The sequence below is a fragment of the Dinoroseobacter sp. PD6 genome (assembly GCF_028807315.1).
Lineage (GTDB): Bacteria > Pseudomonadota > Alphaproteobacteria > Rhodobacterales > Rhodobacteraceae > Dinoroseobacter > Dinoroseobacter shibae.
This window is the reverse complement of record NZ_JARAMN010000009.1, coordinates 183,939-204,735: the sequence shown is the minus strand read 5'-3', so window position 1 is coordinate 204,735 and position 20,797 is coordinate 183,939. Positions and strand designations below refer to the sequence as shown.

At 59.4% G+C, this 20,797-nt stretch carries 21 protein-coding genes; 10 read left to right on the top strand and 11 right to left on the bottom strand.

Going from position 1 to position 20,797, the window contains the following annotated elements:
• Positions 1-334 precede the first annotated feature (334 nt).
• From PVW48_RS15605 to PVW48_RS15580, 6 genes are all read right to left on the bottom strand, one after another.
• Positions 335-1,126: a DUF1217 domain-containing protein gene (locus PVW48_RS15605; RefSeq protein ID WP_274581987.1), complete on the bottom strand. Its 792-nt coding sequence runs from the start codon at positions 1,124-1,126 to the stop codon at positions 335-337.
• A complete protein-coding gene (gene flbT, locus PVW48_RS15600) occupies positions 1,126-1,527 on the bottom strand; it encodes a flagellar biosynthesis repressor FlbT (RefSeq protein WP_012180018.1) in 402 nt (133 codons plus the stop codon). The genes PVW48_RS15605 and flbT overlap by 1 nt, the downstream gene beginning before the upstream one ends.
• Positions 1,524-1,895, bottom strand: a complete 372-nt coding sequence (flaF, locus tag PVW48_RS15595; RefSeq protein ID WP_274581986.1) for a flagellar biosynthesis regulator FlaF — start codon at positions 1,893-1,895, stop codon at positions 1,524-1,526. The genes flbT and flaF overlap by 4 nt, the downstream gene beginning before the upstream one ends.
• 62 nt (positions 1,896-1,957) lie before the next feature.
• Positions 1,958-3,508, bottom strand: coding sequence for a flagellin (locus PVW48_RS15590; RefSeq protein ID WP_274581985.1), 1,551 nt, complete (start codon positions 3,506-3,508; stop codon positions 1,958-1,960).
• 190 nt (positions 3,509-3,698) lie between these two features.
• Complete coding sequence (locus PVW48_RS15585; protein WP_274581984.1) at positions 3,699-4,046, bottom strand: hypothetical protein; 348 nt, start codon at positions 4,044-4,046, stop codon at positions 3,699-3,701.
• Positions 4,030-4,332 carry a rod-binding protein gene (locus PVW48_RS15580; RefSeq protein WP_274581983.1) on the bottom strand — a complete coding sequence of 101 codons (303 nt, stop codon included), beginning with the start codon at positions 4,330-4,332 and terminating at the stop codon, positions 4,030-4,032. The genes PVW48_RS15585 and PVW48_RS15580 overlap by 17 nt, the downstream gene beginning before the upstream one ends.
• A gap of 59 nt (positions 4,333-4,391) precedes the next feature.
• Between PVW48_RS15580 and fliK the strand changes: the two genes are divergently transcribed.
• The 3 genes from fliK to PVW48_RS15565 are packed head-to-tail and all read left to right on the top strand — an operon-like array spanning position 4,392 to position 8,402.
• The gene (gene fliK, locus PVW48_RS15575) at positions 4,392-6,791 is read left to right on the top strand and encodes a flagellar hook-length control protein FliK (protein ID WP_274581982.1); all 2,400 of its coding nucleotides are present in this window, start codon (positions 4,392-4,394) and stop codon (positions 6,789-6,791) included.
• 8 nt (positions 6,792-6,799) lie between these two features.
• The gene (locus PVW48_RS15570) at positions 6,800-7,462 is read left to right on the top strand and encodes a flagellar hook assembly protein FlgD (protein WP_012180024.1); all 663 of its coding nucleotides are present in this window, start codon (positions 6,800-6,802) and stop codon (positions 7,460-7,462) included.
• A 40-nt stretch (positions 7,463-7,502) separates the two neighbouring features.
• A complete protein-coding gene (locus PVW48_RS15565; protein ID WP_274581981.1) occupies positions 7,503-8,402 on the top strand; it encodes a phosphotransferase family protein in 900 nt (299 codons plus the stop codon).
• On the opposite strand, the gene ubiB is transcribed toward PVW48_RS15565, so the two are convergent.
• Both ubiB and ubiE read right to left on the bottom strand, forming a co-directional pair.
• Positions 8,370-9,899, bottom strand: a complete 1,530-nt coding sequence (gene ubiB / locus PVW48_RS15560; RefSeq protein ID WP_012180026.1) for a 2-polyprenylphenol 6-hydroxylase — start codon at positions 9,897-9,899, stop codon at positions 8,370-8,372. The genes PVW48_RS15565 and ubiB overlap by 33 nt on opposite strands.
• 2 nt (positions 9,900-9,901) lie before the next feature.
• A complete protein-coding gene (gene ubiE / locus PVW48_RS15555; RefSeq protein WP_012180027.1) occupies positions 9,902-10,654 on the bottom strand; it encodes a bifunctional demethylmenaquinone methyltransferase/2-methoxy-6-polyprenyl-1,4-benzoquinol methylase UbiE in 753 nt (250 codons plus the stop codon).
• 84 nt (positions 10,655-10,738) lie between these two features.
• On the opposite strand from ubiE, the gene mutM reads away from it, so the two are divergent.
• The 7 genes from mutM (at position 10,739) to recF (ending at position 17,221) form a co-directional block, all read left to right on the top strand.
• Positions 10,739-11,593, top strand: a complete 855-nt coding sequence (gene mutM / locus PVW48_RS15550) for a bifunctional DNA-formamidopyrimidine glycosylase/DNA-(apurinic or apyrimidinic site) lyase (RefSeq protein ID WP_274581980.1) — start codon at positions 10,739-10,741, stop codon at positions 11,591-11,593.
• 64 nt (positions 11,594-11,657) lie between these two features.
• Positions 11,658-12,434, top strand: a complete 777-nt coding sequence (locus PVW48_RS15545; protein WP_012180029.1) for an enoyl-CoA hydratase — start codon at positions 11,658-11,660, stop codon at positions 12,432-12,434.
• Positions 12,435-12,526: 92 nt separating this feature from the next.
• Positions 12,527-12,793, top strand: a complete 267-nt coding sequence (gene rpsT, locus PVW48_RS15540) for a 30S ribosomal protein S20 (RefSeq protein WP_012180030.1) — start codon at positions 12,527-12,529, stop codon at positions 12,791-12,793.
• A 227-nt stretch (positions 12,794-13,020) separates the two neighbouring features.
• Entirely contained in the window at positions 13,021-13,470 is a 450-nt protein-coding gene (locus tag PVW48_RS15535) for a sulfurtransferase (protein WP_012180031.1), read from the top strand.
• Between the two features lie 21 nt (positions 13,471-13,491).
• Positions 13,492-14,874, top strand: a complete 1,383-nt coding sequence (gene dnaA, locus PVW48_RS15530) for a chromosomal replication initiator protein DnaA (RefSeq protein WP_274581979.1) — start codon at positions 13,492-13,494, stop codon at positions 14,872-14,874.
• A gap of 136 nt (positions 14,875-15,010) precedes the next feature.
• The gene (gene dnaN, locus PVW48_RS15525) at positions 15,011-16,129 is read left to right on the top strand and encodes a DNA polymerase III subunit beta (protein ID WP_274581978.1); all 1,119 of its coding nucleotides are present in this window, start codon (positions 15,011-15,013) and stop codon (positions 16,127-16,129) included.
• 6 nt (positions 16,130-16,135) lie between these two features.
• A complete protein-coding gene (gene recF / locus PVW48_RS15520; protein WP_274581977.1) occupies positions 16,136-17,221 on the top strand; it encodes a DNA replication/repair protein RecF in 1,086 nt (361 codons plus the stop codon).
• Here recF and PVW48_RS15515 read toward each other — a convergent pair.
• Genes PVW48_RS15515 through flgK form a run of 3 tightly spaced genes read right to left on the bottom strand, consistent with a single transcriptional unit; the run spans position 17,218 to position 20,788 of the window.
• Positions 17,218-18,321, bottom strand: a complete 1,104-nt coding sequence (locus tag PVW48_RS15515; RefSeq protein WP_012180035.1) for a flagellar basal body P-ring protein FlgI — start codon at positions 18,319-18,321, stop codon at positions 17,218-17,220. The genes recF and PVW48_RS15515 overlap by 4 nt on opposite strands.
• The gene (locus tag PVW48_RS15510) at positions 18,318-19,328 is read right to left on the bottom strand and encodes a flagellin (protein ID WP_274581976.1); all 1,011 of its coding nucleotides are present in this window, start codon (positions 19,326-19,328) and stop codon (positions 18,318-18,320) included. Before PVW48_RS15510 ends, PVW48_RS15515 begins: the two co-directional genes overlap by 4 nt.
• A 2-nt stretch (positions 19,329-19,330) precedes the next feature.
• Entirely contained in the window at positions 19,331-20,788 is a 1,458-nt protein-coding gene (flgK, locus tag PVW48_RS15505) for a flagellar hook-associated protein FlgK (RefSeq protein WP_274581975.1), read from the bottom strand.
• Positions 20,789-20,797 lie beyond the last annotated feature (9 nt).

Below are 20,797 nucleotides of genomic sequence, written 5' to 3'. Positions count from 1 at the left end.
GGACTCTCCGAAAATCCGGAGGAGAGTCGGGTCTCAGGTCAGCATACGGCGAAAAAATAGGCGCGCGCGACGCGAAAAAATGTGATCTCGCTTCTGTGGCTAACTGTCTACTTTTTGTGCATGTCTGACGAAAAATTATCCTCGCCCCTAAAAGGCACTTCTTGGGTGGTTGGTGTACCCGCTCAGAAATGAGAGAGCAGAAAAGTGAAAAAGCCGCAAAGAACAGCTTGGGCTGTACAACTGATCGTGGCGCGCATGGTTGCTGCCCAAGCTGTTCAAAAACTCAGGCGCAGACTGCCAATGCCTTGGCGTTCCAGGGCCTGAACTCCTCTCGTCAAGACCGCAGCAAGAAAAGTGCGGTCGCGGCGGGGGAAGAGGTTGCCTCGAAACTGCTCAGTTCTGATTGAAGCAGGAATTTCTGGATCAACCGCTCCGACAGGTCGGGATCCTTGAACTGAGAAATTGACGCATCCCCGAAGGCAGATTCCAGCTTCTCTTCGAGAACAGTAACCTGACGATCGATATCGAGGCCAGCGAAGGCGCTTGGCAGCCTAAAAGCCGTTTCGAAGGTTGTCCGCAGGGGCGGGCTTCCCAACACCGTGAAAAGCTTTGCCCGCTCTGACATATCGCTCGACGCAAGGTCAGAAACTTCGCGTTTCAAGTTCAGGGCAAGGCGGAGGTCATCGTTCACATTGCCCACGGATTCTTCGAATTTCTGAGTCTCGTACTTCTGGATGATCTCATCGGCAAAGCTGGTCTGCTGCGTCTTGCGCACCTGCCCCTGACCGAGCCCGAAGGCATCCGAAAACTCGCGATAGGTCTTGTCCGACAAACGATTGGATAAGGCGGCATTGTCGGATGTCCCGTCCGACAGAATCTTCTGGATGAAGAACTTGTTGGGAAGATCAGCATCCAGACCGAACGCCGAAAGAGAAAATGCCAGAAGTCGCCGATCTGCCACGAGTTGTTCTGCAGTTTCGATGTTGCCGATGTTTGCGCGGAAGTAATCCTCCTCCCGACGATACTGCGCCGATTGGCCGAACGCCTCCTTCTGTGCCTCGAGAGTTCGGTTGAGAAAGGTCCAGCCCGCCAGACCACCGGTGGGTATGATTGGCTGGAAACTCATCAGTGGGGCGTCGCCATAAGGCGCTCTTCTCGGGGCAAAAGACACCGAAGAGATTTGAGGGCCTGGTAATGGTTCTTTGCCAAGACCGCGTTTGTCGCATCCGCAAGCCGCGCCCGACTGTCATCATCCCGGAAAACCTGGCTGAGTTGTTCGAGCCCACGCAGCACCTGCATGGAGCTTTCGTCGGGGCACATGTCTCCGGAGAGAATGAGTTGGACGATATAGCAGACCCGACGCACCGGGGTGGTTACCTCGTCTGGATGGATCGCGTCGCGCAGACGCAGGATGTTCGCATTCGGCGTGATGATACTCAGCCGACTTCTGCGATCGCCGTTCTCCACGACGGCACCGTTGACGAGAACGCGCTCCTTCGGAGCCAACTTCAGTACAAGACCGGTCATGCAGCACCTCTCTGGGCAAAGAGCCCGCTCATGATGCTGCGATTGATCTCGACCAGAGGATCGACAGGGACCTTTTCGGTCAGAACCTTGGAAGAGTGATGCTGTGTGAATTCGGCCAGATAGAAGATCTGCGCACGCAGTTCGACCGGCAGATTGTTGGCGTTGTCACTTACATCTGCGGCCAGCGCCAACCAGAGTCTGCGATTATCATGTACCGCCTTGGCAATGGCTTCGAATTTTCCACTCTTGGAGCTTTGAACCAGAGCACTGGTCATCTTGGCGAACAGCTCATACTCGATGCTCTGCTCGGTTCGTGTGGCGGCGGTGTGGTTGGAATAGGCCATTTGGCTGCGCGCATACGCGTTCATGTGATCACCCGGCTAGATAGGAAGAGGAAAAGGCGTCCCCGGTTCCCCGGGGACGCGCTCGGTTATCTGAATAGAGCCAGAATGTTCTGCGGTGCCTGGTTCGCGATCGACAACGACTGAGTGCCCAGCTGCTGCTGAACCTGCAGGGCCTGCAAGCGCGCGGATGCCTCTTCCATATCTGCATCCACGAGCGATCCGATCCCGGACTTCAGGGCGTCGGTCAGTTTGCCGATGAAATCCGACTGGGTCTCGATCCGGCTTTGAACAGAACCGAATTGGGCGGCGGCATCGATAGACGTCTCGATCAGGCTTTCGATGTTCGCGAGCGCATTTTCCGCACCCTCCTGAGTGGTCACGTCGATACCGTCGAGACCGACAAGGCCACCGGACGCCACACCATCGGCGCCGTCATCCACCGTCAGGGCGACGGCCGTGGCTCCATCATTGTCGATCTGGATGGTCGGGGGATCGATCGTTGGGTCATCCGAGATGTTCACCTTGACCTCGATACCTTCGAGGCCGCCAGCATCCAGAACCCGCTTCAGGCCGGTGGCAACGTCGTTCAAGGTGTCACCATCCTTGGCGACGTAGTTGAATGCCTGACCGCCCAGAGCGATCTGGAAGCCGTCGCCTTCATTCACGACACCGCCGGTGTTACCGGCGCCACCAAGGGAAACGGTTTCAGCGCGGGCCACGAGTGTTTCCTCGACACCTGCGCCGGCGCCATTGACGTCAACGGTCGTGGCACCGGACGAGCTGCCCTGGATCGCGATTGCTTCGAACTTGTTGGTCGAAGCGATCGTGACCGTGTCAACGCCATCAGACGTGGTCGTGACCCCCTCGACACCAAGGTTCGACAAACCCGCGGCGACGATATTGGAGAGGTCCGCGACGGCGATCGCGCTGCCGGTCGTGTTGGTGTAGCTGAACTGTTGATCCCCGAAGGAAATGTTCAGAGTGGCGCTGTCCGCAAGATCGTTGGCCAGAACCAAGTCGGTGGTGTTTGCCGTGTTGGTCAGTGAAGCGCCATTGCCCACGGTGTAGGTGCCAGCGTCATCGATGGTCCCGATCCGATCAAGCGCGCTTGCCGTTTCAAGGGTACCGCTGGCCGAGGTCAGGTTCTGACCGGTGAAGGAGATCGAGTTTGCGGTCACCGTGCCGGAGGAGTCCCGGTCGAGCGACGACAGGATCGAGCTCTGATCATAGCTGTTGACCAGGTTCTTGCCGTTGAACTGGGCGGCACTGATCACCGAGCCGATCTGCTCTTTCAGGGCGTCGATGTCTGTCTGGATCTTGGCGCGATCGACGTTCTCTTCTTGGGACGCGACGATCTTGCCTTTGATCTCGGTCAGAAGGTCCGTCACCGTCTCGGACGCGTTCCGGGCAACGGCCACGGTGGACTCGCCCAGAGACAGGCTCTCGGAGATCGCCTTGAAACCCTTGACGTCGGCTTCCATGACCTTGGAGATCGACCAGATAGCGGCGTTGTCCTTGGCGGTTGCCACGGATTTACCCGTCGAGATTTCATCCTGCGTCTTGCTCAGGTTCGAGTTGATCGACTTGAGCGTTTGCAGCGCAACCATGGCGCTGTTGTTTGTCAAAATGCTGGACATTTGCGTTCCTTAGATGGGCGGCGCATTTTGCGCCTAGTCTTCATTCAGAGCCTATTGGCCGATGGAAACGCCTTTCTGACGCTACGGGTCGTATCCCGTGTCACCGCGAGGTGCCTGCTGATCCTGTGACAGAACCCTCAAAGAGATGTTAAATTCCGCACGGGCTGGAGAGGCCAAGTCTCTCCAATTTCTATATTTTTTTAATCAGTTTTGCCCGAGCTCCGCCAACGGTTCGAGCCATGCCGTATGGCGTGTAGGATTCGAACCCGCGCTGTGCTGTTCGCGCGCTCTGCAGGCGCGCACCCACGTCCTTGATGGCGCGGACCGCGTTTGAAATGAGACGCTGATTGCGTTGCGCACTGTCTTTCGCGCGTTGCAACGCCGCCGCTTCGACGTTGCCATGGCCAATCCTTTCGATGAGGGACGACAAGGCTTGAGCCGTGCTTTCCAGATCGGTCACCTTTCCGGAAAGCAGCAGATCGTATTGCGCGTCAAGCAGGTCCTGAACCTGACTCAAACCGTCACGTGCTCTCCACATCGACATCTCCCTTCAAGGCGTTGAAAAGCGCTTCGGCCAAACCGATGCCTCCATTTTTCACGAGGGCCTTGGCGTGTTCATCCCTCAAGAACGAAGCGAACTGATCTTCTCCGACACCGCCTCCCATGGTTTCCGGCGTCACCCCGAAGCGCGCTTCCTTGAGCATGACCGAGAGGAAGGCCGCCTCCAGATCCTTTGCGGCCTGTTCCAAGGCAGAATTGCCACTCTGGGCGTCTTGGGCGCGGGTAGTCGAGAGGGCGGGAGAAAAATGTGCGATTCGTTCCATACCCTGTTTCTGAATGATGAGAGTAAAGAACTGGTAAGGTGTCTTGTTTAGGACAGACCATGAACAAACAAATGTCGGGTCTCATGATTCCTTTTTCTCTTTCTCAGCGGAGCGCCACTCAGATGCCAGAAGCGGATCGGGTGATTGGCGCGAAGGGTGTCCGGGGACCAGAAGAGGGGCCTACGCAAGATCGCCAGCCAAGCTTTCTGGAGACCATGCGCACTGGAGACCGGGCTGGTGCCAAAGAGGCGTGGTCGCCACCGACGTCGGTAACCCAACGCGGAGAAACAGAAGCTGTGGCACCGCAGAGAACACGGGAAACCGTCTGCGAGGGGTCAAGCAACACGTTGCGCGACGCGCAATCAGTCGTTAGCGAGACTGACCTCGTGCAGTCGGATCAGCCATTACGTTTGAAGGGCGCGGAAATTCCAACCGTACAAAGCTCCTCCGAAACGCTGGGCCCGATCAAACAAGACGGCAGAGTTGCCGATACACGGGAGCGGTCGGATGGTCTATCACCTCTCATTCTCCAGAAGAATTTGGAAGTACCGATCAAGGTTGCGACTTCTCTCGAAGCGTCTCCCATGGTACCTGAACAGCCTTTTCGGACCGAGGCCGTCTTATCGGCCACAAGTTCACGCAACGCTTTGACAGCACTCAACACTTCCGCACAGACGCCCGCGGGTATCAGTGCAGATCCGCAAGACACAGCGACACCGCCGCCGCAACAGGCCAAGACTCAACAAGAGATTGGTCAGATAGCACCCAAAGCCGGGGACCAGTCCAGCACTTTTCGGATTATGGGAGAGACCTTTTTGGGGCCCTTCGTTCCGAAAATGGGCGGCATGATCGCCATGGACAGCCCGTCCACCTTTGGTCCCATCGCGACACAGGCACCAGCGCAGCAGTCAGTAAAGGGCGACGACACCTTAAGAAGCGAACCTGTTGATGTAGCAAGTACGGATAAAAAACAGGTCGCTATGGGCGCTTCGACAGCAAGTGAGGGCACGAATACGCCTGTTCAGACTGAGTTTAAGATCGGTGCGATTTCGTCGCCGAAGGCACCAGACACCCCATTGTCCCCGAGCGAGGCCAGCTCCGGGGCTGAGCGTTCATCACTGCCTCTTTCTGAACTCATCACAGGTCTTTCCCCAACAGCCAAAGACGGTTCGAGCGAATCTGAGCGGCTAGTTCAGAACTCTGGAACCGTGATCGAACAGGGCAGTCCGAGCGAGAGGCCATCAGCAATAGCGAAGCCGGAAATCACTTCGGTGCCTGTGCAGGCTTCCCTTCAATCGACCTCTCAAATCAGCCAGGCGGCGAGCCTTGTTCTCGACAACCCGCCGAAGATGGCCCAGATTTTGGATCCAAAACGGGATAGTGTCGACCTTTCGAGGACCACGCAGCCGGACACCGATGGGATTGCTCGAGCAGGGCCTGCCGCTGCGGCTGGTGCGATGCGCCCTGAAGCAACCGATCCGGCCGCAGACATGAGCCCGGATTTGAAGTTGCAAGTGCGCCATTGGTCGAGCGGGCCAACAGACCCCGACGTCGCGCCAAGAACGACGGCGACCGACGCGCGACCGCCAGGGAATTCGCCTTCCATGACACTTCCGGTGAATGTAGCGCCTCCCGCCGTAGCTGCGCTCCCCGCGCCCGCGATACCCGGAACGGGCGCAGGAGGTGTCCCGTCGTCGGAGCCAAAGACCACCCCGCAGACTTCCAACCTCAATATCGGCCCTGGCATTCAGGCTGCACAGCCCCCTGCACCGCAACAGGTCGTGGAGCACGATCGAAAGTCTACCAGCAGTGAAGCACCCGAGCCGCCCAAACGCGCAAAGAACGGGAGCCATGCAGCCAAGTTGCCGGAAGCGCCAACATCGCAGGTTGCAATGGCGATCGCGCCACCCGCGGGGCAGACTTCTTCTGAGGCCCTATCCGGCGAACTGAGCTTGTTGGGTGAGACCGATGGCGAAAGCCGCTTCGACAGGGGCGAACGCGCAAGCGAGCGTGTGATCCCCGGACAGACCAATGCCCGAACGGCTGCGATCGCGGCATCGATCGGAGCAAACCTTCAGGCCAACATGCCTAAGGTTACCGGTGAAACGACGGAGATCCTTCTCGATCCGGAAGAGCTTGGGCGCGTGAGAATGACCCTGAGTGGCGCCGAGAACGGTGGCATCGTCATGTTGCAGGTCGAGCGACCGGAAACGCTGGAATTGATGCGGCGGAACATCGAACAGATGCGCGCCGAGCTGGTCGAGGCTGGCTGGGAAAATGTTGAGTTCAGCTTCGGCCAGGAGAATAGTCCGGACCAGCACAAAGAAGCTGAAAGCGATCCTTCGGGTTGGACACCTCAGGAGGCAACAGTATCGGCTGCACCCGAACGGCTCTCGGCAATTGAGCAACGGACAGCGGCACTCAAAGCCGGCCTCAACGGGCTGGACATCAGGTTGTAGGAGAGAACATGGATCCCGTTACCACAACACGCACGGCAACTCCGCAGCCCAGCGGTTCCGCACAGACCGCGACAGCGATCGCCTCGGATTTCGAGACGTTTCTGCGCATGCTGACCACACAACTCGAAAACCAGGACCCCTTGGAGCCAGTCGCAAGCCAGGATCTCGCCGTGCAGTTGGCCACTTTCTCGGGCGTCGAACAGCAAACACAGACGAATTCCCTTCTGGAGGATCTCGGGTCGCAAATGGGTTTGATGAGTCTGTCTCAGCTGGCGAGTTGGGTGGGAATGGATGCGCTGGCCGAAGGCAATGTGCACTTCGACGGCTCCCCGGTGGAGATCAAACCGAACATCCCGGCCTTGGCCGAGAAAGCGGAGCTGGTCGTCTACCGCCGAGATGGCACCGAGGTACAGCGCAACACGCTTGAACCCGGCACCGAGACAGTTCTCTGGGCAGGTGTTGGCGCCAATGGCAATCCCTTGCCAAGTGGCGTTTACAATCTGCAGGTCGAGGCATTTGCCAACAACGAATCTCTCCCCACCAAGCCCGTTCAAGCCTATCGCGAAGTGGTGGAGGTGAAGGCCGTGAACGGGAAGACCACGCTCGTGACTGCAGGCGGGATCGATGTTGCCGCGAATGCGGTCGTCAGCCTGCGACAGCCGCAATCCTGAAACTCTGGCGATACCATGGGACGCCGCGTATAGCAGGCCCATGGTATCGCAGTTTAACCGAAATCCAGACTTGTCACCGAAGGAAGCCAAGTTCCTTCGGGAATTTCTCAGCCGACAGGGGCTGCCGGGTCTGGAAGCTTTGCACGCCTTGCACGGGGGCCGAACCAGCCGGGTCTGGAAAGTAGTATCTGCTGCCAGGACCCCTCTGATCGCAAAGCTGTCGCGCCAGATCGACAGCACGGAAATGTTTCCCAACGCCCCGGATCAGGAATGGCGCGCTCTGATCAAGCTGTGCGCCAATGGTGTTGCGCCCGCACCCGTTGCTTTTGCAAGTAACGGTGCAGTGGGTTCTGTCCTTCTGTTGCATGCCGCCGACCGGGATGCCGCTCCGGATGCAAGCAATCTCGCAAGGCTGCTTCTGCGGATCCACCGGATAGAGCCATGGGACGATCTTCCCAGGCTCCCGATGACACCCGATGCCATCTTGCAAGATGGGAACGCCATGCTCAGACAGGCGGGGGCAACGGCATGGCTGTCAGGGATGCGCCCCAAACCTCCCCTGTTGCCAATAACGCTTGATGCAAGGTTAATTCACAGAGACCTTGTACCTGCCAATACGGCCGTCGTGGATGGTCGACATGTCGCCATTGACTGGCAATGCCCTTCGATTGGCGACCCGGCCGAAGACCTGGCCCATGCCAGTTCTCCGGCCATGCAGTCGTTGGCGAAGGGGGTACCGCGCATTGCCGCCCGGGACCTTGTCGCCGCTTACCCCGACCGCGATGTCCGTGCCCGCTTCCGACAAATGGAGCCCCTCTATCGGTGGCGGATGGCCTGCTATTGCCACCTGCAGGCAAGCCGCGGGGCGGCGGCCTACGAACAAGCTGTAACACTGGAGTGTGAGGCCTTAGAGCAGGCTTGCCGCCAAGCCCACCGCTGAGGCTGTCGCAGCGCCAAGCGCGAACCACGCCCAGCCCGGGAACCGGGCCACCTTGGGCGGCGGGGTGCCGAGTGCAGTTTGACGGATAAGTGCATCTTCGGCCAGTTGCGGCAACTTGGGTCCGAATTTGGCAAGCACACGCACGGTGGCATTGAGATCCCGCAACAGCGCCTTTGGCCCCACGTTTTGCGCGATGTAGTCCCCGACGATCGGCTGAGCCACTTCCCAGATGTTGATATGCGGGTTCAGGGACCGTGCGACCCCTTCGACCACCACCATGGTCCGCTGCAGCAGGATCAGCTCGGTCCGGGTTTCCATTCCGAACCGTTCCGTCACTTCGAACAGATAGGCAAGGAGCCGGGCCATGGAGATGCGCGAGGCATCCATGCCAAAAATCGGTTCCCCAACTGAGCGCAGGGCCTGCGCAAAGAGATCGATATCCCGATCCGCAGGCACGTAGCCTGCCTCGAAATGTACTTCTGCCACGCGGCGGTAATCCTTGCGGATGAACCCCATAAGGATCTCGGCATAGACCCGACGGGTATACTCGTCGATCCGCCCCATGATCCCGAAATCCAGCGCAATGATCTCGCCAGCAGCGTTCACCTTCAGGTTGCCCTGGTGCATGTCCGCATGGAAATAGCCATCGCGCAGCGCCTGGTTGAGAAAGAGCTGCAAAACCCGGGTGCCAAGCAGATTTGTGTCGAAGCCCGCGGCCTTGATCGCAGCGACATCATGCATGGGCAGCCCTTCGGCCCAGGACAGGGTCATCACGCGGCGGGCCGAAAGGTCCCAATGCACCGAAGGCACCCCAAAGCCTTCGTCCTTGGCCGTGCTGTCGGCGAACTCATTGGCCGCGGAGGCTTCGAGCCGCAAATCGAGCTCTCCCATGACCACGCCCTCGAAATGCTCAATGACATCGATCGGCCGCAGACGGCGCGCCCCGGGAGCAAACAGCGACACGGTTTGCGCGATCAGGTAAAAGGCGTCGATATCCTTGCGAAAGGCACGCTCGATGCCGGGACGGAGAACCTTGACCGCCACGGCCTCACCCGTGTCGGCCAGAACGGCCTTGTGAACCTGCGCGATGGAGGCGGCGGCGACGGGTTCGCTGAATTCGGAAAACAACTCTTCAACGGGGCGTTCTAGCTCCTTCGCGACCTCGCGCTTGGCTTCTTCGACCGAGAAGGGCGGCAGCTTGTCTTGAAGGACCTTCAACTGGTCGGCCAGCTCCGAGCCGACCACATCCGGCCGCGTCGACAGAATCTGCCCGAACTTGATATACGCCGGGCCGAGCGCCGTCAGGGCGCGGGTAACGGGCGGCACGGATTCGTCGCCCTTGAGCCCAAGCCACTGGAACGGCCAACCCAGAACCCGCGCCGCAAGGCGCAATGTCGGCGGGGCATCCATCGCCTCCAGCGCAACGCGCATGGCACCCGTGCGTTCGAACGTGGCGCCGGTCCGGATGAGGCGCCAGATATTGTGGGGTCCTCGCATTTCTAGAGCTTCCAGCCGGAATGGAGCGCAGCCACCCCGAAGGTCAGATTGCGATACTTGACCTGATCGAATCCGGCGGTGCGGATCATGGACGCGAAGCTCTCCTGGTCGGGGAACCGGCGGATCGATTCCACGAGGTACTGGTAGCTGTCGCGATCATTGGTGACGACCTTGCCCATGGGCGGGATCACGTTGAAGGAATAGAGATCGTAGGCCTTCTGCAACCCGGGGTTGGGCAACTGGCTGAATTCGAGGACCATCAGGCGCCCACCGGGGCGGAGCACGCGGTAGGCTTCGGCCAGGGCATCCGGGATGCGGGTCACGTTCCGGATACCGAAACTGATCGTGTAGACATCAAAGCTGTTATCCGCGAAAGGCAAGGCCATGGCATCGCCGACCAGCCAATTCAGCCGGGCGTCCAGCGCTTCGGCCTCCGCCCGCTGGCGTCCGGCAATCAACATGCTCTCGGTCAGGTCGAGCACCACCGCCTCGGCCTCGGGTGCGCGCTTCAGGAAGCGAAACGCGATGTCCCCGGTCCCGCCCGCCACGTCGAGCAGCCGCTGAGCGGCCCGCGGGGCGAGCCAGTCCATCATCGCATCCTTCCAGACCCGGTGCAGCCCTCCGGACATCAGGTCGTTCATGATGTCGTATTTCGAAGCCACATTGGTGAAAACGCCTTGGACCAAGCCGGCCTTGTCGTCTTCGCGCACGGTCTGGTAGCCGAAATGCGTGGTTTTGTCGGTACTTTCGGTCATTCGCTCTTGTCGCCTCGATCTATGCCACCTTTCTTATAGGCCTCACTTTCGCGGTTACAACGCGACGCAAACGCAGGACAGCAGATGCCCGAACTTCCAGAGGTCGAAACCGTGCGCCGCGGGCTGGAGCCCGTGATGACCGGGCAGCGGATCATCGCAGCCGATATTCGCCGCCCGGACTTGCGCTGGCCTCTGCCCGCGAACATGCAGACACGTCTCGAAGGCAAGCGTATTCTGCGGCTGGCGCGACGATCGAAGTATATTCTGGCCGAACTCGACAGTGGCGAGACCCTCATCATCCATCTTGGCATGTCGGGGCGGATCCTGATCCATGGCGGGCAGGCTCCGGGAGCATTTCATCACGCGTTGCCCGCGCTGGAAAAACACGATCACGTAGTGCTGGATTTCGACACGGGCGCACGGGTGGTCTTCAACGACGCGCGCCGCTTCGGAGCCATGGACTTGTGCGAAACCACCGAGATCGACCAACACCCGATGCTGGCAACACTTGGCCCCGAGCCCTTGGGAAACGCGTTCCACGAAGCCTACCTGACCACGCGACTGAAGGGTCGGATGACACCGATCAAGTCCGCGCTTCTCGACCAGAAGGTCGTCGCAGGCCTCGGCAACATCTATGTGTGCGAAGCGTTGTTCCAAGCCGGTATCTCGCCCCTGAGAAAGGCGGCACGGGTTTCGGAAACCCGCATCGCATCTCTCGTGCCGATCATCCGCACGGTTCTGGGCGACGCGATCGAGGCAGGGGGATCCTCTTTACGCGATTACCGGCAAACGGACGGTGATCTGGGCTATTTTCAGCACCGGTTCCGGGTTTACGACCGTGAAAACGCCCCCTGCGTCACGGCGGGTTGCCCAGATGTTGTGCGCCGCGTGGTGCAGTCTGGCAGATCGTCGTTCTACTGTCCGAGCTGCCAAAGATAGCCTTGCGCCCCGCGCTGCAGTTGGTAACCCTGCCCGAGTTTGGGGAACAACCGGGAGCGCCTTTATGGCCTACAACACGCTGATCGTCGAAATTGAAGATCACGTCGCCTTGATCCGTCTGAACCGGCCGGATGCGCTGAATGCTCTGAATACCGAGCTATTGGGAGAACTCGCCAAGGCGCTGCGGAGCGCGGAGGAAAATGAAAAAGTCCGCTGCATCATCCTGACAGGCTCGGAGAAGGCCTTTGCCGCGGGGGCGGATATCAAGGAGATGTCCGAGAAAACCTTTGTCGAGGTGTTCAGCAGCGATCTGTTCGGCCCGGAAGTGGAGCGCCTGCTCAACTGTCGCAAACCGATTATCGCAGCCGTTTCGGGATATGCGCTGGGCGGTGGCTGCGAGATCGCGATGATGTGCGACTTCATCATCGCATCCGAGACCGCTAAGTTCGGACAGCCGGAAATCAACCTTGGCGTGGTGGCCGGGATCGGCGGCACTCAGCGGCTGACCCGCTTTGTCGGGAAATCCAAGGCGATGGACATGCACCTGACAGGGCGGTTCATGGACGCAGAGGAAGCGGAGCGATCCGGTCTCGTCAGCCGCGTGGTCCCAACCAAAAAGCTCATGGAAGAAGCCATGGGCGCCGCGCAGAAAATCGCGGAGAAATCCGTGCTCACCTCCATGGCCGTAAAGGAAGCCGTCAACCGATCCTATGAGACGACCCTGCGCGAAGGGCTTCTGTTCGAGCGCCGGCTCTTTCATGCGATGTTCGCCACGGAAGACCAAACCGAAGGGATGGGCGCCTTCCTTGAGAAGCGCGAACCGCAGTTCCGCGACAAGTAACCCTTAGGGGCGTTTCGCGTGTTGACTTGGGGCCGACTCGGGCCTAAAGACGCGGTTCAGAATTCAATCATGTGATACAAGTTGGAGGCCTCATGGCCAACTCGCCTCAGGCAAAAAAGCGAGCGCGCCAGAACGAGCGCCGCGCTGAAGTCAACAAAGCGCGCCGGTCGCGCATCCGTACATTCCTGCGCAAGGTCGAGGAAGCGATCGCAAGTGGTGACTCTTCCGCTGCTGCAGACGCTCTCCGCAGTGCGCAGCCTGAGCTGATGCGCGGCGTGACCAAGGGTATTCTGCACAAGAATACTGCGTCCCGTAAGATGTCGCGTTTGTCCAAGCGCGTGAAGGCCCTGAGCGCCTGATCGCCGGACAAAAAAAGTTGAAACGCCTCCGCTTGCGGGGGCGTTTTTGTTTAAAGATGGATTTGTCTTTCATTTTTGAGACTTACCGGCACGACCAAGATGCAACCTTAGGTTGTGTAAAGATTCGATGAACGATATCGGCCGAGTCAACTACGAAGATATGTTGCGAGACCCGCTGCCCGCTTGATACCCATATCCCAGTGATTCACACGGATGTGAGGAAAGGGATGAGCGCGGGCGTCTCGGCCGGCGTCGGAGAGGTATTGCCTCGTGACGCTTGGGATATACTACAGCACACGAAAGACGCGGTACTGGTCGATGTCAGATCATCGGCCGAATGGACTTTCGTGGGCAAGCCCGATCTCGACCAGTTGGGGAAAGGTGTCCTGTTCGTCGAATGGGCCAGCTTTCCCGGCATGACCCCAAATCCGAGTTTCACAGACGACCTGTCGAAGGCCTTGGAAGGTGCTGCTCCTTCCCATCTCTTCTTCATGTGCAGGTCAGGCGTCCGGTCGCTGAATGCGGCCCGGGCGATGTCGCAAGTCTTCACCGCGCGCGGTGAGCAGGTGGCTTGCATCAATGTGCAAGAGGGTTTCGAGGGAGACCTGGACGCACAAAAGCACCGGGGAGGCAAATCCGGTTGGAAGGCGCGTGGACTGCCGTGGAAGCAGTCATAAACAACTGAAAAAGGGCAAAAAATGACAGAAGACACTTGGGGGAGTGTTCAAAATGATCTGCTTAAAACCGTCGGGCAAAACAACTATCTTACTTGGATCGAGCCTCTGAAGTTTGCGGATTGCAGAGGTGGCGTTGTACGATTTGAAGCACCCAGCAGCTTTGTTGGGAACTGGGTGGCGCGCAACTATCGTGAGGACATTTTGCATCATCTCGTCTCTGCGGGAGTCGAGGTGAAGCGGATCGAATTCGATGTGGCGAAGCTTGCACAGGCCGCACGTCAGGTGCGGCCCAAGGGCACCGAGCGCACCATGACCCCATCGCCAGGGGACGTGGCCATGGACAAGCCCGTACCGTCGGCTTCACTACAGAGCGCGCCACTGGATCCGCGTTTGACCTTCAGCAACTTTGTGGTCGGAAAACCGAACGAGCTCGCGCACGCCTCGGCCCGTCGTGTTGCCGAGGGCGGGCCGGTCTCGTTCAACCCGCTGTTCCTCTATGGCGGGGTCGGTCTGGGCAAGACGCACCTGATGCATGCGATTGCCTGGGAAGCGCAAGCGCGCAACCCAGGGTTGAAAGTCCTGTATTTGTCGGCCGAGCAGTTCATGTACCGGTTCGTGCGTGCCCTGCGGGATCGTAACACCATGGAGTTCAAGGAACTGTTCCGGTCCGTGGATCTGTTGATGGTGGATGACGTGCAGTTCATCGCCGGCAAGGACAGCACTCAGGACGAGTTCTTCCACACGTTCAATGCTTTGGTCGACCAGAACAAGCAGATCATCATCTCGGCGGATCGCGCGCCCGGAGAGATCGATGGTCTCGAAGATCGGATCAAGTCGCGGCTGTCTTGCGGTCTGGTGGTCGACATCCATCCAACAGACTACGAATTGCGACTGGGCGTTCTCCAGCAACGTCTGCAGGACCAGATTGCGGCTGGCGAGACCATCGCAGTGGAGGATGGCGTTCTGGAATGCCTCGCCCAGCGCATTTCAACCAACGTCCGGGTGCTTGAGGGTGCGCTCAACAGGTTGATCGCGTTTTCGGACCTTGTTGGCCGCCGGATCACGCTCGATCTTGCGCATGAAGCCCTGTCGGACCTGATCAGAGCCCACGACAAGAAGGTAACGGTGGACGAGATCATGCAGGCGGTAGCGAAGTACTACAATCTACGCATGACCGATCTTCTGGGCCCCCGCCGGACCCGCACGATTGCCCGCCCGCGGCAACTGGCGATGTATCTGGCCAAGACGCTGACAACCCGGTCCCTGCCCGAGATCGGGCGACGGTTCGGAGGGCGCGACCACACCACGGTCATTCATGCGGTCAAGCGCATCGAAGCCCTGTGCGACAGTGACCCCCAGATTTCCGAAGATGTCCGGTCGCTTTTGCGCACGTTGGAAAGCTGAACCAGGACCTTTCAAGGCCCGCAGTGACCTGCGGGCCTTGACGCTCCCTGCGAACCATTGGAAATTCCGAGATAATGCTTGAGCAGCAGGCAAGAATGCTTACGCTCGGGCGCTCCGGGGGGCATAGGACATCGCCATGAAAATTAGCATCGAACGGGCCACGCTGCTGCGGGCTGTAAGTCAGGCACAGTCGGTTGTGGAGCGGCGGAACACGATCCCCATCCTGGCCAATGTTCTGATCGAGGCCGAGGGCGACTCCGTGAGCTTTCGCGCGACCGACCTCGACATCGAAGTCGTGGATCGCGTCACGGCACAGGTGGAGCGCGCCGGCGCGACCACTGTACCCGCGGTAACCCTGCACGAAATCGTACGCAAGCTGCCCGATGGCGCCTTGGTCGCCCTGACCCATGATACGGCCAAAGGGAGGCTGGAAGTGTCAGCGGGGCGGTCGAACTTCTCGCTGGCGACTTTGCCGCGCGAAGACTTTCCCGTGATGACCACGACGGAATATACCTGCAACTTCGCGGCCCCTGCCCCCGTCCTGCGTCGCTTGTTCGACAAGTCGAAATTCGCGATCTCCACCGAAGAGACACGGTATTACCTTAACGGTGTATACATGCATGTCGCGGACGGCGAAAACGGACGCAGCCTGCGTTGTGTTGCAACCGATGGCCACCGGCTGGCGCGGATCGATGCGGATCTGCCCTACGCTGCCGAGGGGATGCCGGGTGTCATCGTACCCCGAAAGACCGTGGGCGAGTTGCGCAAGCTTCTCGAGGATGACGAAGCCCAGATCGCGGTCTCGGTTTCGGAGACGAAGATCCGCTTTGCCACCCCTGAGATCACCCTGACGTCCAAGGTGATTGACGGCACGTTCCCAGATTACACGCGTGTGATCCCTGTGTCGAACTCCCGCAAGCTCGAAGTTGATGCGTCCGAATTCGCCAAGGCCGTTGACCGGGTGGCGACCGTCAGTTCGGAAAGGTCACGCGCCGTGAAGCTCGCCCTAGACGAGGATCGTCTGATCCTTTCGGTCAATGCGCCCGACAGCGGCGCCGCGGAAGAAGAACTCGCAGTCGCTTACGGAGATGAACGCTTGGAGATCGGCTTCAACGCCAAGTATCTGCTCGAGATTGCAAGCCAGGTCGACCGCGAAAACGCGGTCTTCCTGTTCAACTCGGCTGCCGACCCGACCATGATGCGCGAAGGCAGCGATTCCTCGGCCATCTACGTGGTCATGCCGATGCGGGTGTGATCCGGGGTGACCGGGGTCGCTGTCACATCCCTGTCCCTATCGCATTTTCGATCCCATACACATCTGACCTTGTCTCTGGATGAGAGGCCGGTTGTCCTGCATGGTCCGAACGGGATCGGTAAGACAAACGTCTTGGAGGCACTGAGCTTTTTGTCCCCTGGGCGCGGCCTGCGGCGAGCGAAGACAGAGGCAGTTGGCCAGTCGGAGGCCGGTCTCGGATGGCGGGTCTCGGCTCTTGTGAAATCCGGCGGTCGCGAAAGGGAGGTTATGACTCGCAGCGATGCGGGCGCCTCCAGAACGGTTCAGTTGGATGGCAAACCGGTTCCTCAAATGGCGCTCGCGGAACTCGTTCCAATGGTCTGGTTGGTACCTGCCATGGACAGGTTGTGGATCGAAGCTGCCGAAGGCCGTCGGAAATTTCTCGACCGCATGACCCTGAATTTCGTGACAACTCATGGGCGCGATGTTCTGGCATATGAAAGGGCCATGCGGGACAGGAACCGGCTCTTGAAGGATGGAGTGCGAGATCCTCACTGGTACCATGCGCTCGAGGCGCAGATGGCCGAAGCGGGCGCGCGCATTACACAGAACCGGCAAAGATGTCTTTCCGAAATCGAAGCGGCCCAGGCCGACGCAACGACCGCGTTCCCATTCGCAGGGTTGCAAATCGAGGCGCATGACGGGCGCGCACCGCTCAGAACCGAAGGCGAGATCGAAAATACGCTTCGATGTAACCGGTACATGGACCAGACGGCCGGGCGTACTCTGGACGGTCCCCATCGCGACGATCTTGCCGCGGTCTACGTTTCCAAGGGTACGCCTGCGCGGGACTGCTCGACGGGAGAGCAGAAAGCCCTTCTGATTTCGCTTATCCTGTCCATGTCGCGCGCCGTGAAAAGCCTTGTTGGGCAAGCGCCCCTCGTTTTACTGGACGAGGTCGCCGCGCACCTGGATCAGGAGCGTCAGCGTGCGCTATATGATGAGATCTGCGCTTTGGGCGCGCAAGCCTGGATGACCGGGACGGGCGCGGAGCTGTTTCAGCCCCTGGGAGAGCGGGCGCAGTTCATCGCTCTGCCACTCGACGGGACTTAGCGGACCACAAACTCCGCGTGCAGCGCACCGGCGGCCTTTATACTCTTGAGGATGTCGATCATGTCCCGCGGCGAGACGCCCAAGGCGTTCAACCCCGAAATCACTTCGGACAGGTTTGTGCCTTCCTTTACCTCCGCGAGCCCGATCCCCGGTTCTTCTTCCATCGTCACAACTTGCCGGGGGACCACAATCGTGTCCCCTCTTGAGAATGGGTTGGGTACCGCAATGACAGGCTGGTCCTCGATCCGCAGCGTCAGATTTCCTTGGGATACCGCGACACGCGAGACCCGCACATTTTCTCCCATCACGATGGTGCCCGAACGCTGGTCGACAACGACCCGCGCGCGCAGCTCAGGCTCTATCAGCAGGTTCTCGATCCGCCCAATAGCGTGGGCTGCCGAGCGCAACCGCGTCCTGGAGATGTCGATTTCCACCGTTCCGGAATCCAGCATCAAGGCCACCTGCCTGTCGAAGAATTCATTGATCGCACTTTCGATACGTCCGGCTGTCGTGAAATCAGGGGCCCGCAAAGCAAGCCGCAGTGAGGTCAGATCACCAAAGACAAAGTCCACTTCCTGCTCTACACGCGCGCCTGCGGGGATCACCCCGGCGGTCGGAACGCCGGTCACGATTTCCTCGTTGCCACCGGCAACCGCCTCGCCACCCGCGATGATGGTCCCTTGGGCCACTGCATAAATCTCACCATCTGCCGCGTTCATGGGGGTCATGATCAATGTCCCCCCAAGCAAGCTCTTGGCGTCACCGATCGCGGACACGGTGACGTCGATCTGGCTGCCGACACGCGCGAAGGGCGGGAGTTCAGCGGTCACGATAACCGCGGCGACATTCTTGGGACGAAACTGCTCACCCGACACGTTGACACCAAGCCGTTCGAGGATATTTCCGAGGATTTCTTCGGTGAAGGGCGCGTTGCGGATCCCGTCGCCGGTGCCGTTGAGACCCACCACGAGCCCGTAGCCCACCAGGTCGTTCCCGCGAACGCCATCGAACTCCACCAGATCCTTGAGCCGGATCGGGGTCGCCATCGCAGTAGCGGCCAGGTTCAGGCTCATGAAGATTGCGAGGAAAAGCCGGGTCATCTGAGATACTCCGTCATGCTCAGGCCGCTCAGACGTGAGGTGACCGCGTAAAGCGTTTCAAGTTGCAGTGAGATTGCCTCGAGTTGCGTGGCGACCTCGTACGGATCAGCTGAATAGAGTTCGTTCAGAGCCATCTGATGCGCATTGAGGGACGCATCGATCCGTTCTCGCGCATCCTCCAGAAAGGATTGTTGCGTACCGACTTCAGCTTGCAGAACTGAGAAGCTGGCCTCCGCATTCAACATTGACTGCCCTGCGATCTCGAGCATCTCCGCCTGCGCTGTCGGATCGCCATCGAAACTGCCGCGCGCCACGAGGGCGGCGGTTGCAAAGGACGCGAGCACATCTCGCACCGCCTGATCCCCGGCCGTGATGGAATAGCTAACGGTTTCCCCCGGGCCCACCGGTATCGTGAGGCCAGCGGTCGGAGAACCCTGATAGGCGACCGTTTCGAATCCTCCGCCCGCATCGTTGAACCAGCTGTCTATGAGGGTTGCCGTGTCCTGAGGCGTGGCTGCACCCATCACGACCGTGCTGAGTTCATCGAGAAGCGCTTCTGCGGAGAGCAGAGGCGGGTTGTCCGTTGCCACGCCGCCGAAAATTGCGCGACCAGCAACCGAGAGGTTCAACGAAGAGATCAAAGTTGCCAGTTTCTGTTCGGCGTCTTGCCCGGCTGCCTTGAGCATCGCCGAATCCGATACTTCGCTGGTCAGGAGGAAATCCGGGCCTGCATCGACCACTTGATCGTAGATATTGGTCAGGGCCACCTGCGCTGCATCCAGAAGCAAGCTGCCTTCGCGAACAGCAACATCATAAGAAGACAGGGCGCGCATCTCACCCTCAAGGGCCGCCACCGCGCTAAATTCGCCGCGCATCTGCTTTGCCACATCCTCCTTGCGACCGGTGGACAGTTCAGTGGTGAGCATGTTCAGGTTCGATTTGAGGCGGGTCATCTGCATGCGCGTCGCCATGCTTTGCGCCAGATCACCGATGGAAGTGCTGGTCATGGTCAGATCCTCAGCAACAGGTCGAGCATTTCGTCAACCGTTTGAATAACCCGCGCGTTAGCCGCATAGGCTGTTTCGATCATTAGAAGCTTTTGCAACTCGGCATCCGTGTCGACGCCGCCTTCTAGCTCAAGCGACCTGAGCGTTTCCCATTTCGCCGCAGTATAGGAAACCTCGTTCTCCGAGGCCTGTCGCGCGGCACCAATCGTGGAGAGCAAGTCACTTGCGAGAACAGCCGCGGTGCGCGGAATTGAAGAAAAAGATCCGGATGCGACGACCTTTGGCTCAGACAAGGCATCCGAAAGCGCGAGTATGATCCCACCCGCGCCTGGGTCCCCTGGTGACGTTGCCCCGAGACCGGTGCGAACGCGCCAGACTTCGCCGCCCTTTGCGGGGTCGACCCGCGCATTCAACTCGATGCGGCCGGCAAGACCGACCTCGTTGGCCGGATCGACAAGGGCTCCGGCATCCGTGAACAATCCGGGTTCTCCTGCACTCAATGTTGGATCAATCGCGGAATTCTGGAACCGTTCGATAAGATCTCGCGCTACCGCGTCGACATCCCCTTGGGCGCTGACAGCCAGTTCGTCACGGATCTCGAACAGGGCATCCAGAGATCCCCCCTTAAGCGGATTGTTGGGCGACGTTGAGTCCACGGGCGATCCGTTGATTTCGACCTGGTAAAGGCCGCCTGATGCGACCGTCATTTCAGGCGTAATCAGTCCGACATCCCGAAAGGAGATCTCAGCTGCCGTACCGTCCAGAAGTACCCCACCACTCTCGGTGATCAGAGCGACTTGCCCGAAGTCACGGTCCACAACGGAGACCGGCACGATGGTGGCGATCTGATCTATGAGAACCTGCCGTTGATCCATCAGGCCAAGGGGATCGTTCCCGGCAGCGATCTGCAACCGGATATCTCCATTCAGATCTTGGATTTGCGCGAGCGATGTATTCAAATTATCAACTTGGCGCGCAATCTCCTTTTCCGCTTCGAGCCGCTCCGACTGTATGTCAGCGCTCAGATCATTGAGGGTTCCGGCGAGGCTTTCAGCTGCTCTCACCACATTTGCGAGCCGAGCATCGGAGTCCGGGCGACTGCCCGCCTCAACCAGGGCGGCTTCGAACTGGGAAAACTCCGAGCTCAAGGAGCCCTCATCCCCAGGCAGGCCGATTGCGCCTTCGACACTGCCATAGAAGCTGGCTAGGGTCGCTGCTTGCGCATAGGCTGCGTCTGCCGCGCGTCGATCCGCCAGAACGCCTTCATTGACATTGCGGGACACGCTGACGACCTGCACACCCGAGCCTTGGCCATTCAGGGAGACTGACGTGGTCTGGACTTGTCGAACCCCATAACCCTCTGTCGTCGCATTCGCGATGTTCGAAGAGACGACAGAGGCCGCCTTGCTCGCGGCCGTAAGACCGGACAGGGCGTTTCCGAGGGTTGAAGTGACAGACATGATCCAATC

Excerpts from the sequence above, each read along its gene's own strand:
- ubiE (WP_012180027.1), bottom strand. The coding sequence starts at position 10,654 with ATGACCGAAAGTACCGACAAAACCACGCATTTCGGCTACCAGACCGTG.
- flaF (WP_274581986.1), bottom strand. The coding sequence starts at position 1,895 with ATGAACGCGTATGCGCGCAGCCAAATGGCCTATTCCAACCACACCGCC.
- PVW48_RS15585 (WP_274581984.1), bottom strand. The coding sequence starts at position 4,046 with ATGTGGAGAGCACGTGACGGTTTGAGTCAGGTTCAGGACCTGCTTGAC.
- PVW48_RS15535 (WP_012180031.1), top strand. The coding sequence starts at position 13,021 with ATGAGCGCGGGCGTCTCGGCCGGCGTCGGAGAGGTATTGCCTCGTGAC.
- PVW48_RS15570 (WP_012180024.1), top strand. The coding sequence starts at position 6,800 with ATGGATCCCGTTACCACAACACGCACGGCAACTCCGCAGCCCAGCGGT.
- PVW48_RS15545 (WP_012180029.1), top strand. The coding sequence starts at position 11,658 with ATGGCCTACAACACGCTGATCGTCGAAATTGAAGATCACGTCGCCTTG.
- PVW48_RS15510 (WP_274581976.1), bottom strand. The coding sequence starts at position 19,328 with ATGACCAGCACTTCCATCGGTGATCTGGCGCAAAGCATGGCGACGCGC.
- PVW48_RS15605 (WP_274581987.1), bottom strand. The coding sequence starts at position 1,126 with ATGAGTTTCCAGCCAATCATACCCACCGGTGGTCTGGCGGGCTGGACC.
- fliK (WP_274581982.1), top strand. The coding sequence starts at position 4,392 with ATGAACAAACAAATGTCGGGTCTCATGATTCCTTTTTCTCTTTCTCAG.
- ubiB (WP_012180026.1), bottom strand. The coding sequence starts at position 9,899 with ATGCGAGGACCCCACAATATCTGGCGCCTCATCCGGACCGGCGCCACG.
- PVW48_RS15565 (WP_274581981.1), top strand. The coding sequence starts at position 7,503 with ATGGTATCGCAGTTTAACCGAAATCCAGACTTGTCACCGAAGGAAGCC.
- PVW48_RS15580 (WP_274581983.1), bottom strand. The coding sequence starts at position 4,332 with ATGGAACGAATCGCACATTTTTCTCCCGCCCTCTCGACTACCCGCGCC.
- PVW48_RS15515 (WP_012180035.1), bottom strand. The coding sequence starts at position 18,321 with ATGACCCGGCTTTTCCTCGCAATCTTCATGAGCCTGAACCTGGCCGCT.
- flbT (WP_012180018.1), bottom strand. The coding sequence starts at position 1,527 with ATGACCGGTCTTGTACTGAAGTTGGCTCCGAAGGAGCGCGTTCTCGTC.
- dnaN (WP_274581978.1), top strand. The coding sequence starts at position 15,011 with ATGAAAATTAGCATCGAACGGGCCACGCTGCTGCGGGCTGTAAGTCAG.
- dnaA (WP_274581979.1), top strand. The coding sequence starts at position 13,492 with ATGACAGAAGACACTTGGGGGAGTGTTCAAAATGATCTGCTTAAAACC.
- PVW48_RS15590 (WP_274581985.1), bottom strand. The coding sequence starts at position 3,508 with ATGTCCAGCATTTTGACAAACAACAGCGCCATGGTTGCGCTGCAAACG.
- mutM (WP_274581980.1), top strand. The coding sequence starts at position 10,739 with ATGCCCGAACTTCCAGAGGTCGAAACCGTGCGCCGCGGGCTGGAGCCC.
- rpsT (WP_012180030.1), top strand. The coding sequence starts at position 12,527 with ATGGCCAACTCGCCTCAGGCAAAAAAGCGAGCGCGCCAGAACGAGCGC.
- flgK (WP_274581975.1), bottom strand. The coding sequence starts at position 20,788 with ATGTCTGTCACTTCAACCCTCGGAAACGCCCTGTCCGGTCTTACGGCC.